This is a genomic window from Streptomyces sp. NPDC046925 (genome assembly GCF_040644915.1).
Taxonomy (GTDB): Bacteria; Actinomycetota; Actinomycetes; order Streptomycetales; family Streptomycetaceae; genus Streptomyces.
In genome coordinates this window covers 17,158-31,661 of sequence record NZ_JBEYWZ010000026.1, presented here as the reverse complement: position 1 = coordinate 31,661, position 14,504 = coordinate 17,158, and the positions used below count along the sequence as shown (strand labels likewise).

Annotated in this window: 11 protein-coding genes; 4 read left to right on the top strand and 7 right to left on the bottom strand. The window is 72.2% G+C overall.

All coding sequences use genetic code 11. The features are described from left to right. Positions 1-24 precede the first annotated feature (24 nt). Entirely contained in the window at positions 25-399 is a 375-nt protein-coding gene (locus ABZ906_RS45600) for a DUF3499 domain-containing protein (protein WP_361393196.1), read from the bottom strand. Between the two features lie 354 nt (positions 400-753). Here ABZ906_RS45600 and ABZ906_RS45595 point away from each other — a divergent pair, with 354 nt between their 5' ends. Further along, the gene (locus ABZ906_RS45595; protein ID WP_361393194.1) at positions 754-1,227 is read left to right on the top strand and encodes a metallopeptidase family protein; all 474 of its coding nucleotides are present in this window, start codon (positions 754-756) and stop codon (positions 1,225-1,227) included. A 32-nt stretch (positions 1,228-1,259) separates the two neighbouring features. On the opposite strand, the gene ABZ906_RS45590 is transcribed toward ABZ906_RS45595, so the two are convergent. The 3 genes from ABZ906_RS45590 to ABZ906_RS45580 all read right to left on the bottom strand — a co-directional run bounded on the left by ABZ906_RS45590 (position 1,260) and on the right by ABZ906_RS45580 (position 6,948). Further along, complete coding sequence (locus tag ABZ906_RS45590; RefSeq protein WP_361393192.1) at positions 1,260-2,762, bottom strand: DUF5719 family protein; 1,503 nt, start codon at positions 2,760-2,762, stop codon at positions 1,260-1,262. After that, a complete protein-coding gene (locus ABZ906_RS45585) occupies positions 2,759-6,457 on the bottom strand; it encodes a glycosyltransferase family 2 protein (protein ID WP_361393190.1) in 3,699 nt (1,232 codons plus the stop codon). Before ABZ906_RS45585 ends, ABZ906_RS45590 begins: the two co-directional genes overlap by 4 nt. Before the next feature lie 227 nt (positions 6,458-6,684). Further along, positions 6,685-6,948, bottom strand: coding sequence for a WhiB family transcriptional regulator (locus ABZ906_RS45580; protein WP_016642094.1), 264 nt, complete (start codon positions 6,946-6,948; stop codon positions 6,685-6,687). Between the two features lie 776 nt (positions 6,949-7,724). On the opposite strand from ABZ906_RS45580, the gene ABZ906_RS45575 reads away from it, so the two are divergent. Genes ABZ906_RS45575 through ABZ906_RS45565 form a run of 3 tightly spaced genes read left to right on the top strand, consistent with a single transcriptional unit; the run spans position 7,725 to position 10,553 of the window. After that, on the top strand, positions 7,725-8,240 hold the full coding sequence (locus tag ABZ906_RS45575) for a cysteine dioxygenase family protein (RefSeq protein ID WP_361393188.1): 516 nt from the start codon (positions 7,725-7,727) through the stop codon (positions 8,238-8,240). Positions 8,241-8,274: 34 nt separating this feature from the next. After that, positions 8,275-9,231, top strand: a complete 957-nt coding sequence (gene cofD, locus ABZ906_RS45570) for a 2-phospho-L-lactate transferase (protein WP_361199328.1) — start codon at positions 8,275-8,277, stop codon at positions 9,229-9,231. Then, the gene (locus ABZ906_RS45565; RefSeq protein ID WP_361393186.1) at positions 9,228-10,553 is read left to right on the top strand and encodes a coenzyme F420-0:L-glutamate ligase; all 1,326 of its coding nucleotides are present in this window, start codon (positions 9,228-9,230) and stop codon (positions 10,551-10,553) included. The genes cofD and ABZ906_RS45565 overlap by 4 nt, the downstream gene beginning before the upstream one ends. 164 nt (positions 10,554-10,717) lie before the next feature. Here the strand turns inward: ABZ906_RS45565 and ABZ906_RS45560 are convergent, their stop codons facing one another. The 3 genes from ABZ906_RS45560 to ABZ906_RS45550 form a co-directional block, all read right to left on the bottom strand. Beyond that, positions 10,718-11,728: a DNA-3-methyladenine glycosylase 2 family protein gene (locus ABZ906_RS45560; RefSeq protein WP_361393184.1), complete on the bottom strand. Its 1,011-nt coding sequence runs from the start codon at positions 11,726-11,728 to the stop codon at positions 10,718-10,720. A gap of 152 nt (positions 11,729-11,880) precedes the next feature. Beyond that, positions 11,881-12,963: an NDP-sugar synthase gene (locus ABZ906_RS45555; protein WP_361199319.1), complete on the bottom strand. Its 1,083-nt coding sequence runs from the start codon at positions 12,961-12,963 to the stop codon at positions 11,881-11,883. Positions 12,964-13,080: 117 nt separating this feature from the next. Next, positions 13,081-14,433, bottom strand: a complete 1,353-nt coding sequence (locus tag ABZ906_RS45550) for a peptidoglycan recognition protein (RefSeq protein WP_361393182.1) — start codon at positions 14,431-14,433, stop codon at positions 13,081-13,083. Between the last annotated feature and the right edge of the window lie 71 nt (positions 14,434-14,504).

Here is a 14,504-nt window from a genome sequence, read left to right as displayed (position 1 = left end):
CGGGAAGGAAGAGCGCGGGCCCGCTCACGAATCCGGCGAACGCAGCACCCGCAGATGGCCGCGGCGCGCGACCTCCGTCGGGTCCGCCCTGCGGGCGCCGCCACCCGCCTCCGCCGCGCGCTCCTGCGGGCGGGCCGCCTCGCGCACCGCGTTGGCGAGCGCTTCGAGATCGTCACCGCTGGGACGGGCGGGACCGGAGGCGTCGGCGAGGCGGACGACCTCCCAGCCGCGGGGCGCGGTGAGGCGCTCGGAGTGCTCGGCGCACAGGTCGTAGCAGTGGGGTTCGGCGTAGGTGGCGAGGGGGCCGAGGACCGCGGTCGAGTCGGCGTAGACGTACGTCAGCGTCGCGACGGCGGGACGGCCGCAAGCGGTGCGCGAACAGCGACGTACAGGGCTCACGATGTTGGACGGTACCGCACTCTTGAGCGGGCCGCGACGACGCCCCGCGAGGTCACCCCACCGTGTCGTGCCGTCAACCGTGCCATGGCCCGTTCGTATGGCGCCTCTCTGACCTGCGGTGACACAAGAGGCCTGGGTGGTCAGTGGTGTTGAATCCGGTCACCACTTGGCGCAAAACACGTCATTCATCGCGAGATCGACTGCCTCCGGGAGAGACGGAATCGGGCCCAAGCCTGACCGGAATGGTCATCCGGCGACATGCGGCGCCTCGTACGGACGCCCCGCGGAAGACGTACGGAAGCCCGGTGGAAGCTGTACGGAAACAGCGATCTCGAGGACTACTCTTCGTCAGTGATGGACGACCCCGTACAGCCCCCCACCTCAGACCCGAGGCCCCGCCGTCGCGACCGCCACGGCAGGGGCATGCGCGGCCCTGTCGCGCCTCCCCAGGTGCCGCTGTCCGCGAGCCGCGCCGAGGTCTTCACGGACCTGGTGCAGGACTCCGTGGAGCGGCTCGAGCGGCGATGGCCCCAGCTGACCGAGATCGAGTTCCTGGTGCTTGAGGTGCCCGCCCCGGGACGGGCCCCTGGTGCGGGCGCCGGCCCGGGCGATGACGACTGGAGCGACGACATCGTGCCGCTCGGGGGCACGATCGAGGCCACCGAGGGGCGGCCCGCCCGCGTCGTGATCTACCGGCGCCCGGTGGAGATCCGCACCAAGGGACGTGAGGAACGGGCCGCGCTCGTCCACGAAGTGGTGGTCGAGCAGGTCGCCGAGCTCCTGGGCCTCTCGCCCGAATCGGTGGACCCCCGCTACGGCGAGGACTGACCGCTCCCCCGCCGCCCCGATCCGCCCGCGGCCTACTTCTGCAGCACTGTCAGATCCTGTTCGGCCTCCGGCACCGACACCGTCCCCTTGTCGTCCGGCAGGGTCTGGACGGTGAACATGGGGACGCCGTCCTCCGGGGACTCCAGCATGCGGGAGCCGTAGACCTCGCCCCCCGAGACCGGCTCCACCGTCAGTGCGTACGTGCCCTTGAGGCCGCTCGGGACCGGGGCCTTGATCCCCAGCGTCGTGCCGCCCTTGACCGAGTACGTCTTGCTCGTCGCCGAGCCGCCCTCGGAGCCCTCCGAAGCGGTGACCTTCACCCTGCCCGTCTTGCCGGGAGCCACGAGGGACAGCGTGGAACCCTTGGCCCGGTTGTCGGCCACCGACGCGCGCGTGCCGATCGCGTTCGTGGCCGGGATGAACGCCGTCTCCTGGTCGGCGCCCTTGCCCCGGGTGACGCGCAGGGCCGCCACCACCGGTGCCGCGTCCTCGGTCGGCGTCAGGATCAGCGAGCCCGCCTCGCCCTTGGTGACGTCACCCAGATCGACGGCGGTCGTCATGCCCGACTTGACGTGCAGGTTCGCGTGCCCGGCCGGGCTGATCGAGCCGGTGGGCGAGGCCAGTTGGACCTTCAGGTCGGCGTCGTCGGCGCCGGGCGCGAAGGCCACCAGACGTACCGAAGTGGCGTCCTTGGGGATGCCGGGCAGGACCACGCGGCTCGCGGGGTCCGCGGACGCGGGCAGCCAGTCGCCGCCGAGCTTGTCGTCCGAGGACTGCACGGCGGCCGCGACCCGGCCGCTGCGCGCGGTCACGTGCATCGTGAGGTTGGTCTGCTCCTTGGGCGAGAGCGTGGAGAGCAGGACCGGGACGCTGGAGTGCGGCTGGACCTGGATCGCCTCGCCCACCTCGGTCTTGAGGGCGCCGCCCTTGCCGTACAGCTCGATGTCGACGACGGCCGCCGAATCGTCCGGGTTGGTCAGGTGGACGTAGTCGCTGCGGTCCTTGTCGGTGCTCGCGCCGGGGAACCAGAAGTCCGTGTCGGGGGCCGTGCAGTTGGTGCCCTGGACGCCGCGGCCGCTGCCCACCGCGTACTTGGTGGTCTGCTGGACCGTCCAGCCGGGGGCCAGCTTGCCGTCGGCGGTGCCGAGCAGCGCGGGTGCGCTGCCCCCGGACTCCTCGCCGGTGACGGGCTTGCCCGGTGTCTTCGGCGTCAGGAACGGCTTGGCGGCCTTCTTCGCCTCCTTGTTGTCCCCGCCCTTCGGAGCGTCCGTCAATTCCCTGGTCGCGGGCAGCAGTTCCGCCTTGCCCGCCTCGCCGTCGCCCTCGCCCTTGGGCGTGAACGCCGTGTACGAGGTCTCGGCGAGGTCGGACGAACTGGGCACCGGGCAGAGCAGGCTGGAGCGCTCCACGGGCAGCCGCGCGGCCGCCTTCGCGCCGTCGTCGCCGCTGCCGTCGGGCGCGTTGGCCACCGCGAATCCGGTGACGGCGGCGAGCGCGGCCACCGCGGCGATCAGGGACTGGGTCGTGCGGTTCACTGCTGGCTCCCGTCGGGGCGCTCACTGTCGGTGCCGTGCGGCGGCTGCGGGGGCTGCGGCGGCACCGGAGGCTGCTGGTGCCCGTACACGGGGTCGTACGGCTGCCCGTACTGCTCGCCGCCGCCCTGCGCGCCTCCGTAGGCGTACGGGTCGTACTGGCCGCCCTGGTAGGGGTCCTGGTACGCGCTCTGGTCGTAGCCGCCCGCCTGATACTGCGCGTCCTGGTACTGCTGCTCGCCCTGGTACGTGCCGTAGTCGACACCCGCGTGCGCGGGGGCCTCCCACTCCTCGTACGACTGCTGCTGGGGCACCGCGGCGAAGGCGTCCTCCTCCGGAGCGGCGGGAGGGGCCGCGGGAGCGGGAGGGGGCGGCGGCGCACCGGCGTCGTCCTGTCCGGCGCCCGCCTGTGCCTGCGCCGCTTCCTGCTCGGCCTGGGCGGCCCGCAGCCTGCGTGCCCTGCGTCCCTCGCCCTCGACCGGCTGGGCCGGGATGACGGGCTCGTCGGGGAGGTCGTCGTCCACGTGCCTGCGGCGGCCGGGAAGGGCCATGACCACCAGGACCACGGCGAGCGCTCCCTGCGCCCACAGCCAGCCCGTGTGGCCCACCGGCGCGTCATGGGTGACGTCCAGGCGGCCGCCCGTCGCGGGCAGTTCGAAGCCCTGCGCCCAGCCGTCCAGCGTCGTCGCGGTCAGCGGGCGGCCGTCCAGGGTCGCCGTCCAGCCCTCGTCGACCGCGTCGGCGAGCCGCAGCGTGCGGCCCTCGTCACCGGCCGGGATGTTCGTGTGCAGCTCCACGGGGCCCGCGGCGACCGGCTGCGGGTCGCCGGATCCGGGCACGATCGCGGCGCGCGAGACCTGGCGGTCCACGCGCCACAGGGCGCTGCCGTCCTCCTGGCTGAGCCGGGTGAGGCCGGGCGTGGAGTCCAGGGTGCGGCTCATCTGGCGGGGCGCGCCGTCGCGTACGAGGACGTAGCGCACGGCGAAACCGCCGAGCTGGTCGGCCTGGTCGGCGCCGGAGCCCGCGAGGAGCCGGGCGACGATCTTGTCGAGGTGCTGGTTCGAGCCGCCTGCCTCGGCGAGCTCGGCGTCCCCGAGCCGGGCGCCCGATCCGCGGACCAGCGTGTACGAGACCCGGGCGGCCGACTCGCTGTCCAGGACGAGCGTGCGGGCCTGGTCCTGCGTGCCGCTCTCCTCGGCGACGAACGCGGGCACCTGCACGGGATCGCGCCGCTCCAGGGGGCCGTCGGCGCCGCGGATCATCCATCCGGCGGCGACGAGCAGCGGTCCCGCGGCGGCCGCGAAGGCGATGAGGACGGCCACCGGCTGACGCCAGCCGAAGCTCTGCTCGGCGACACGCGTGCGTGCCCCGTCGGCACCGAGCGCGGCGGCGGCGAGGAGCGCGATGCCGTACCCCAGGGTGGCGGGTCCCGCCCACGCCGAGCCGTTCGAGAGCGCCGCGAAGACCAGCGAGACCAGCGCGGCGAGCCAGGCGGTGCGGACGGCGGACTGCCGCTCGGTGCGCAGGAGCGCGGCGAGGGCGGCGAGGACGATGCCGATGAGCAGAAGGCCGTCCACGGTGCCGGGGCCGCCGGGGCTGCTGCCGAGCAGGTCGAGCCCGGTCGCGGAACCCGTGCCGAACTCCAGGCCCGCCTCGCCGAAGAAGCCGAAGGGCAGCAGTGAGAGCGACCAGGGCGCGAGGATCAGGAGCGGGGTGCCCAGGGCGGCGAGGAAGCGCAGGCCGTACGCCGTGATGTCGCCCCTGCGCACCACGAGGAGCGCGAGACCGAGCACCAGGGCGATCGGCCACACGACCGGCGTGAACGCGGTGGTGATCGTCAGGAGCAGCGCGAACGCCCATGAGGCGCGCCAGCTCCCACGGTTGCCCTCCGCCGAGGTCAGTCCGCTCGCCGCGATGCCCGCGCGCGCCATGAGCGGCAGCAGGATCGCGAGGACGGCGGTGCCGATGTGCCCGCCCGCGAGCGCTCCCGTGGCGGCCGGCAGGAAGGCGTACGCGACCGAGGCCCAGGCGCGCAGCAGACGCGACTCGACGAGCGGCCGTGAGGCGAAGTAGGCGGCGAATCCGGCCAGCGGCACCGAGCCGACGAGGAGCACCGTGACCGCGAGTCCGGTGGACCCGAACATCAGGGTGCTGAGCCCCGCGACGAGCGCGATGTAGGGCGGCGCGGACTGTGTGCCGCCGGTCCCCACGGGGTGCCAGGCGTCCAGATAGCGGGCCCAGAGGCCGGAGGAGTCGCCGGGTGCGGGAAGCAGCGCGCCGCCCGCGAGCGCACCGCTGCCGAGGAGTTCGCGGCAGGCGATGAGCGAGGCGAACAGGAGCACCACGAAGAGCATCGGGCCCGGCTTGCGGGCCAGGCGCTTGAGCCGTGCGAACTGCTCGACCTGGAGGAAGTCCGCGTCGTCGCCGCCGGGTCCGGATTCGACGGTTCCGTGGCGTCCGGCGCCGGTGACGGCCTCGGGGTCGGAGCGGCCGATGAGATTGCCGGCGACCTGTTCGACGGTGGCGCGCACGGTGGCGCCCGGCGGCGGGAAGAGCGGCCGCATCTCGGCGGGTTCGAGCGCCGATCTGCCGCGCTTCTTGCGGGCGGCGGCGATGCGTCCCGGCCGCAGCAGCGTCCCGAGGAGACCGGCGACCTCGTCGAGGGCCTGGCCGGGCACCTTGCCGACCAGATACGCGACGGTGCGCAGCAGGGTGCCCACCACGAGCCGGACGAGCACCCAGGGCAGCACGGCCGCGCGGGCGTTGACGAGCAGGGTGTAGGCGGCGCCCGCCTTGTCCACGCGGTGCGGCGACGTGGACGTACGGCCGACGCAGTCGACGGTGCGGCGCTCGCGGGACGAGGCCTCGGCGTGCCGCACGACGGCTTCGGGGGCGATCAGGACGCGGTGGCCCGCGTTCTGGGCGCGCCAGCACAGGTCGACGTCGTCGCGCATGAGCGGAAGGCGCCGGTCGAACCCGCCCAGTTCCTCGAAGACCTCACGCCGGATCAGCATGCCCGCGGTGGACACGGAGAGGACAGGCCGTACGTGGTCGTGCTGGCCCTGGTCCTGTTCGCGCCGGTCGATGCCGGTCCAGCGGCGGCCGCTGTTGGCGATGGAGACGCCGACTTCCAGGAGCTGGCGGCGGTCGTACCAGCCGCGCAGCTTGGGGCCGACGATCGCGACGTCCTTGCCGACCTCGCGTTCGTTCTCCACGACGCGGAGCAGTTCGGCGAGGGCGCCGGGCTCGGGCGCGCAGTCGTCGTGCAGCAGCCACAGCCACTGCTCGGGCTCGCCGTGCGGCAGATCGGGGAGGTCGTAGGCCTCGTCGCGCCAGGTCCGGCTGACCGGGTCCCAGCCGCTGGGGCGCTTCAGATACGGCAGCTCTTCCGGTGTCAGCACGCCGGCGGTGCGGTTCGCCTCGTCGACGGCGGTGCCGAAGCCGGAGCGCCGGGCCAGGTGCAGGACGCGGTCGGGGCCGAGTGCCTCGGTGACCAGGCGGGCGGAGTCGTCCGCGCTGCCGGTGTCCGCGGCCACGGCGTTCTGCACCGGGCGCTCCTGGCCGAGCAGGCCGGCCAGGGCGTCGGGCAGCCAGCGGGCGCCGTCGTGGGAGACGATCACGGCGGTGACGACGTGCCGCGGGAACTCAGGAGCGGCAGCGTCGTGGTGAGCGGCTGCCGAATGGCTGTGCACGGACATCGAGGTGAGGGCCCCGGTTCGATGGACTGCGGTGGACGCCTGCGCTTCATGGGGGCGCCGGGGCGTCTCGGACGGGGCCCCACACTAACGGCTGGCATCACAACAGCCCGCCGCCTGTGGACGACCCACGGGCGGCGGGCTGTTCGTTACGTAGGGGTGTGTGCCGATTGTTCGGGCGGAACAGGCTCTTGCTCGCGGTCTCCTGCCCGTTCCGAACTGGCTGGTATTCAGACGGCCGCCTTCTTCAGCCGACGGCGCTCGCGCTCGGAAAGACCGCCCCAGATTCCGAACCGCTCGTCGTTCGCCAGTGCGTACTCAAGGCATTCCGAGCGAACCTCGCAGGCGAGGCAGACCTTTTTGGCCTCTCGCGTGGAGCCGCCCTTCTCGGGGAAGAAGGACTCGGGGTCGGTCTGGGCGCACAGCGCGCGCTCCTGCCAGCCGAGTTCCTCGTCCGCGTCCTCGACCAGCAGTTCCTGAACCAGCTCGGTCATGTGCGCCCCTCGTCTGTCTGTGCGTCCCCGCGGTGCTTGCCGTTACCGATTTCGGCTGAACGACACGAGTGAAATTACAAGTGTGCCGATCCGGGCCAGTCAAGCCGAGATCTGCTATTGGGCCCCTTATTCACCCTGCGGAACCAAGGTAATGCGGAAAGTGTTCAAATCGGCATAAACCCTGACAGCCGTCAGCGGTCCGTTCCGAGTGCCCTGCGACCGTCCTCACCGACCACCCTCACCAGGGAAGGACGCCACGGAGATCGATCCCGTTGCGAACCGTCCGCCGAAGCGAAGCGGATCACATTCGGGTCACGGGATCGCGACGGGGTTTACGTGCCGGTCGCGCCGGTTGAAGCGCAACGTGTCCCCTGGGTGTCCCGTGCACCCGGTGCACAAACCTTTCACCTCGAAGAACAACCGGAAGAGGTGAAACATGTCTCACATAACGGACATAGAGTTGACAGGGAAGGTGTGACCCGGTCTCCTAGTGGGCATGCTCGCGAACTTGGCTCTCTCGACGACCCGCACCAGCGGGCTCCTCGGTGCTGTCCACGCGCGCTGTCGCTGTTCCTGTTCCAGCTGTTGAGGCCACCCGCTTCCAGCTGTTGAGCCCGCTCCGGCGTTCCCTCGCTCGAGCCTCCCTGAAGTGAAGTCCGCCAAGCTCGTCGAGCCGAGCCTCTGAGCTTCTCCCGCTTCTCCTTCTTTGAGCCGCTTCTCCGCTCCACCTTCCGTCGCGACACCCCAGCACTCTCACGTTGAGGAACCACCGCACCATGAACAGCGACAGCGACCTCCAGATCGCCGGCGACATCCTCGAAGTCACGCACCTCCTGCAGCCCGCCCGCGAGCACCCCGCCACCGTGGCCGAGTTCGTCGGCATGGCCCGCGCCATCGCGGCCGACCGCGCACAGTGGGCCCACCTCGTCGAGTACGACGCGACGAGCCGCTGGTACCACCGCCTGCGCACCGGTCCCGGCTACGAGGTCTGGCTGCTCTCCTGGGTGCCCGGACAGGGCAGCGGCCCGCACGACCACGGCCTCTCCTCCGGCGTACTGACGGTCCTTGAGGGCGAACTGACGGAGCGTACGGAACGCGGGCAGCGCACGCTCGACGCCGGGTCCCAGCGCGTGTTCGCGCCCGGATACGTCCACGACGTCGTCAACGACTCCCTGGAACCCGCCGTCAGCCTGCACGTCTACTACCCCGGCCTGACCGACATGCCGATGCACGCGGCGCGGTGCGGCGTACGGGACACCGCTCACGCGGCCGGAGATGTCGTAACCGCCTGACGCGCTGTCGTACCTGCCTGACATGCTTGGGCCCATGCGCATTGTGGTCCTGGCCGGCGGTATCGGCGGCGCCCGTTTCCTCCGCGGGCTCAAGAAAGCCGCGCCTGACGCGGACATCACCGTCATCGGCAACACCGGTGACGACATCCACCTGTTCGGCCTCAAGGTCTGCCCCGACCTCGACACCGTGATGTACACCCTCGGCGGCGGCATCAACGAAGAGCAGGGCTGGGGGCGTACGGACGAGACGTTCAAGGTCAAGGAAGAACTCGCGGCCTATGGAGTGGGGCCCGAGTGGTTCGGGCTCGGCGACCGGGACTTCGCCACGCACATCGTGCGGACCCAGATGATGGCCGCCGGATTCCCGCTCAGCGCGGTGACGGAAGCGCTGTGCGAGCGCTGGCAGCCCGGCGTGCGGCTCATCCCGATGTCGGACGACCGCGTCGAGACGCATGTCGCCGTCACGGTCGACGGCGAGCAGAAGGCCGTGCACTTCCAGGAGTACTGGGTGCGCCTGCGGGCGTCCGTGGACGCGCACGCCGTCGTGCCGGTCGGCGCCGACCAGGCCAAGCCCGCGCCCGGCGTCCTGGAGGCGATCGCCGAGGCGGACATCGTGCTCTTCCCGCCGTCCAACCCCGTGGTGAGCGTCGGCACGATCCTCGCCGTGCCGGGGATCCGCGAGGCCATCGCCGACGCGGGCGTGCCCGTCGTCGGGCTCTCCCCCATCGTCGGGGACGCGCCCGTGCGGGGCATGGCCGACAAGGTGCTCGCCGCGGTGGGCGTGGAGTCCACGGCCGCCGCGGTCGCCGAGCACTACGGAAGCGGGCTGCTCGACGGGTGGCTCGTCGACACGGTGGACGCCGGGGTCGTGGAGCGCGTCGAGTCGGCGGGGATCCGGTGCCGGGCGATTCCGCTGATGATGAGCGACGTCGACGCGACCGCCGAGATGGCGCGCGCGGCGCTCGCCCTCGCAGAGGAGGTACGGGCGTGACGTCCTCGGCAGCGGGGGGCTCCCCGTCGTTTCGTGTGTGGGCCGTGCCCGGTCTTCCCGAGGTGCGGCAGGGGGACGATCTCGCCAAGCTGATCGCCGCCGCCGAGCCGACGCTCGCCGACGGTGACGTGCTCCTGGTCACCTCGAAGATCGTCAGCAAGGCCGAGGGGCGGATCGTCGAGGCGGGCGACCGCGAGGCGGCCATCGACGCGGAGACGGTACGGGTCGTGGCGCGGCGCGGGACCCTGCGCATCGTCGAGAACCGGCAGGGCCTGGTGATGGCCGCCGCCGGTGTCGACGCGTCGAACACGGCTTCCGGGACCGTCCTCTTGCTGCCCGAGGACCCCGACGCCTCGGCGCGCGCGGTGCGGGACGGGCTGCGGGACGCCCTTGGCGTGGACGTCGGCGTCGTCGTCACGGACACCTTCGGGCGGCCCTGGCGCAACGGCCTCACCGATGTCGCCATCGGCGCGGCGGGCGTGCGGGTCCTCGACGACCTGCGCGGCGGCGTGGACGCGTACGGCAATCCGCTGAGCGCGACGGTGGTCGCCACCGCGGACGAGCTCGCCGCCGCCGGGGATCTCGTCAAGGGGAAGGCCGAGGGGCTGCCGGTCGCGGTGGTCCGGGGTCTTTCGCACGTCGTGGGCGGGGCCGGGGCGTCCGACGAGGGGGCTCGCGTCATGGTGCGCGGCTCCCGCGACGACATGTTCCGGCTCGGCACGTCCGAGGCCGTACGTGAGGCCGTGACGCAGCGGCGGACCGTCCGGGAGTTCACGGACGAGCCGGTGGACCCCGGAGCCGTCAGGCGGGCCGTGGCGGCTGCGGTGACCGCGCCCGCCCCGCATCACACGACGCCGTGGCGGTTCGTCCTGCTCGAATCCGAGGACGCGCGGGTGCGGCTGCTCGACGCGATGCGGGACGCGTGGGTCGCGGACCTTCGGCGGGACGGGAAGTCTCCGGAGTCCATCGAGAAGCGGGTGCGGCGCGGGGACGTCCTGCGCAGGGCGCCCTACCTGGTGGTGCCCTGCCTCGTCATGGACGGCTCCCACACGTACGGGGACGAGCGGCGGGACGCGGCCGAGCGGGAGATGTTCGTGGTCGCCGCCGGGGCCGGGGTGCAGAACTTCCTCGTCGCGCTGGCCGGGGAGCGGCTCGGGTCCGCGTGGGTCTCGTCGACGATGTTCTGCCGGGACGTCGTACGGGACGTTCTCGGGCTTCCGGGCTCGTGGGATCCGATGGGGGCGGTGGCCGTGGGGCACCCCGCGGGTGAGCCTGCGGCTCGGGCCTCGCGGGATGCGGGGGACTTCGTACGGGTTCTGTAGCGGGGTCTGGCCGGCCTGCGGCCTCGGCTTGGCTGCGGCTTGGCTGGCTGCGCCTTTGCTGCGGGTTGTGGGGGCTTGTCGCGCCCACGCGGCGGAGCCGCAAATGTCACAGCCCCGCGCCCCTTACGGGGCTCGTGCTGGTCCCCGCGGCCCCTACGGGGCGCTCAGATCTTGGCTATGTCGAACTTCGGCATGCCCGGTTTTCTGCGGGCGGGGGTGCGGCCGCTCAGGAGGATGAGGCGGGCCGCCCGGTGGCGTTGGCCCTCGTAGGGGGCCAGGAGGCGGAGCATTTCCTCGTCGTCCGCCGTGCGGTTGTCCGCCAGGGCGTAGCCGATGATGCCCGGCAGGTGGAGGTCGCCCACCGTGACCGCGTCCGGTGCACCGTTGCTGCGCTGGATCGTCTCCGCCGATGTCCACGGGCCGATGCCCGGGATCAGCTCCAGGCGGGCCTGCGCCTGGAGCGGCTCCATCGTCGCCGCCTCCTCCATGCGCGCGGCGACGCGTGCCGCCCGCAGGATCGTCGACGCGCGCTTGTCGTCCACGCCCGCCTTGTGCCACTCCCAGGACGGGATCAGGGTCCAGGTCCTCGGGTCCGGCATGACGTGCATGCGCAGTTGGGCGGGGACCGGGCCGGGGGCCGGCTCGCCGAACTTGCGGACCAGGAGGCGCCACGCGCGGTACGCCTCGTCCGTCGTGACCTTCTGTTCCAGGATCGACGGGATCAGGGACTCCAGGACCAGGCCCGTGCGGAGCAGGCGGAGGCCGGGGCGGCGGTGTGCCGTTGCCGCGAGGAGGCGGTGGCGGGGGGTGAAATCCTCTGGGGTGTCTGATTCGCCCAGGAGGTGCGGGAGTTGGTCCAGGAGCCAGGTGGCTCCGGGGCCCCATGCCTCCGCCTCGACCGACTCCGCGCGGAGGGCGACCCTGAGTGTGCCGGGGCCCTCCGGGGTGCGGCTGGTCCGCCAGGCCGAGCCGTCGGGGGTCGCGCGGAACGTGGGGTCCGCGGGGCCCCTTCGCAGGGGGCCCAATGTCAGGCCCATGTTCAGGGGGTAGGGCGGGGTCCAGGTGCGGGTCCGGCCCGTTGTGGGGTGGTGGGGCGTGCCCCGGGGTACGACCGTTTCGCCGCCGCGCACCGTGGTGCGGGTGGGGGTGGTGCGGGGGGCGAAACGGGATGACATCTGTACGAGGGTAAGGGCTTCTCTTCCCCGACCCCGCCCCTTCCCGGCTGGATCTCATTGCGGCTGCGCCGCGGGCCGCTGGCGCGGGGGCCTTGGTGAACGTCATCACCGGCTCCGCCGAGTTCGTCCTCAAACGCCGGACGGGCTGAGGGTTACTGGTCCGACGAGAACCGCACCGCCCCCGCCGGCAGCTCCGCCCCGCACCACACCCGTACGCCGTCCCGTAGTTCGTTGTCGGGGCCGACGTTCGCGCCGTCGCCGATCACCGCGCCGGTGAGGATCGTGCGGGCACCCACCTTCGCGCTCTCGCCGATCAGGGAGTCCGTGATCACCGCGTTCGGTTCGACGACCGCGCCCGCGAGGATCGTGCTGCCGTCCACCCGGGCGCCCTCGCCGATCACCGCGTGCTCGCCGACGACCGTGCCGCCGGTGAGCTTCGCGTCCGGGGCGACCGTGGCGGTCGGCAGGACCAGGCGGTCGCCGCAGCGGCCGGGGATCGCGGGGGACGGGGCGCGGCCGAGGACCAGGTCGGCGGAGCCGCGTACGAAGGCCTGGGGCGTGCCCAGGTCAAGCCAGTACGTCGAGTCGACCATGCCCTGGAGATGGGCTCCGGAGGCGAGGAGGTCGGGGAACGTCTCGCGCTCGACGGAGACGGGCCGGCCCACGGGGATGGTGTCGATGACCGAGCGGCGGAACACGTACGCGCCCGCGTTGATCTGGTCGGTGACGATCTCCTCGGGGGTCTGCGGCTTCTCCAGGAAGGCCTGCACCCTGCCCGTGTCGTCGGTCGGCACGAGGCCGAAGGCGCGCGGGTCGGTGACCTTCGTGAGGTGCAGGGAGACGTCCGCTCCCGACTCCTCGTGCGTCGTGACCAGGGCCCGGATGTCCAGGCCGGTCAGGATGTCGCCGTTGAAGATCAGGACCGGCTCGTCGGGTCCCGAGTGGAGGCGCGACGCCACGTTGCGGATCGCGCCGCCCGTGCCCAGGGGCTCGGTCTCGGTGACGTACTCGATGTGGAGACCGAGGGCCGAGCCGTCGCCGAAGTACGGCTCGAAGACCTCGGCGAGGTACGAGGTCGCCAGGACGATGTGCTCCACGCCTGCCGCGCGGGCCCGCGCCAGCTGGTGGGTGAGGAACGGGACGCCTGCCGCCGGAACCATCGGTTTGGGGGTGTGCACCGTGAGCGGACGCAGCCGGGTGCCCTTGCCGCCGACCAGGAGGATCGCTTCTGTCACCTGTCGTCTCTGCTTCCTGCTGGGGCCGGCCGAACTTGAGTCGCGGCCGGCCAGTGTATGCAGATGGCTTTGCAGATCGTGCAGCGCGCTGTGCGGGTCGTGCGGTGTGCTGCTGCCTCAGCGTCCCTGGAGACGGGCCGAGGTCGAGCGGGCCTTGCTCAGCTTCTTGTACAGCCGGATACCGGGGCATTCCGTGGCGAAGCCGTCACGGTGCCCGGAGATCACATGGAGCCGGACGTTCCTGCCTTTCTTGTACAGATTGCCACCCCCGGACTTCAGATATGTCGATCCTCGCGGGTTCGCTCCGTACAGGCCGAGTTTCCACGCAGTCAGTCGGGCGATCGCGTTGACGGCGGCCGCGGGCGGATTGGAGGAGCCGTAGCTGCCGATGACGGCGATGCCCGTGCTGTTGGTGTTGAAACCGAGAGTGTGGGCCCCTAGGACGGGCTTGGCCACACCTCCGGCACGTCCTTCGTAGATGTTTCCGCACTTGTCGACCGCGAAGTTGTAGCCGAAGTCACGCCAGCCGCTGCTCTTGACGTGGTAGCGGTAGATGCTGCGCAGCACGGATCCCGCCTGTGAGCAGCTGTAGTTGTTCCCGGACGCGCTGTGGTGCACGAAGGCGGCCTTCACCGTCTTCGTGTACGCGAACTTCTTCTCGCGGAGCTTCTCGTTCGCGCCCCAGCCCTTGCGCGTGATGATGCGCGGCCGGGGTCCCACGTAGGGCTTGGCCTTCCCCGCGGACTCCGGGCCCCGGGCCGCGGCGAGGTCGGCCTCCGTCTCCTGCTTGCTGAGCGCGGGCAGGACGGCGGCGCTCTCGCTCGTCAGGGCGGCGGTCTGGGCGCCTTGGGGCCGGGCGGCCAGCGGGGCCGGCTCGGCGCCGGGGTCGACGAGTTCGACGCGCAGGCCTTCCGGCAGGGCCTGCCCGGCGGGAGCCCCCGCGATCGCGCGGTCCCGCGCCGCCCCGCCCCCGTGCCGCTTCTCCGCCTCACCCCGTACGCGGATCTCGACCCCGTCCGAGTCGCCGACCCACAGGGGTGCGGTGGAGCCGCGGACCCTGCCCGAGGCGCGCTCCTCGGCGTCCGGGTCGGCGGCGTGTTCGTGGTTGTGCGTCTCGACGGCCTGCCAGGCCGACCAGTTGTCGGTGCCGGTCGCGCGCGTGCGGACCTGGACGCTGCCGTTCAGTTCGTCGTCCGGGTCGTCCCAGACGACGCCGACGAGGGAGAAGGGCCGGACCTCGCGCTGGAGCAGGCCCTGTTCGCCGGAGGCGCCGCCGCCCGGCGAGCGGTCGGAGCCGAGCGGTGCGAGCGGAAGGGACTGGGTACTGCCCGCGACCGACTCCGCGGATCGTCCGGCCTGCGACTGGACGGCTGGAGTCTCGGCACGGGCGCCGGACGACGGCAGGGTGAGGGGAAGCGCCAGGGCGGCCGCACACGTGACGCCGATCGAGGAAGCTAGAAATCCACGCATACGACTGATAGTTGGCACAGTCGGGCATTTCTGTCCATTGCGGAATTGACGGTCCGTCTGTTCCTGTCCGC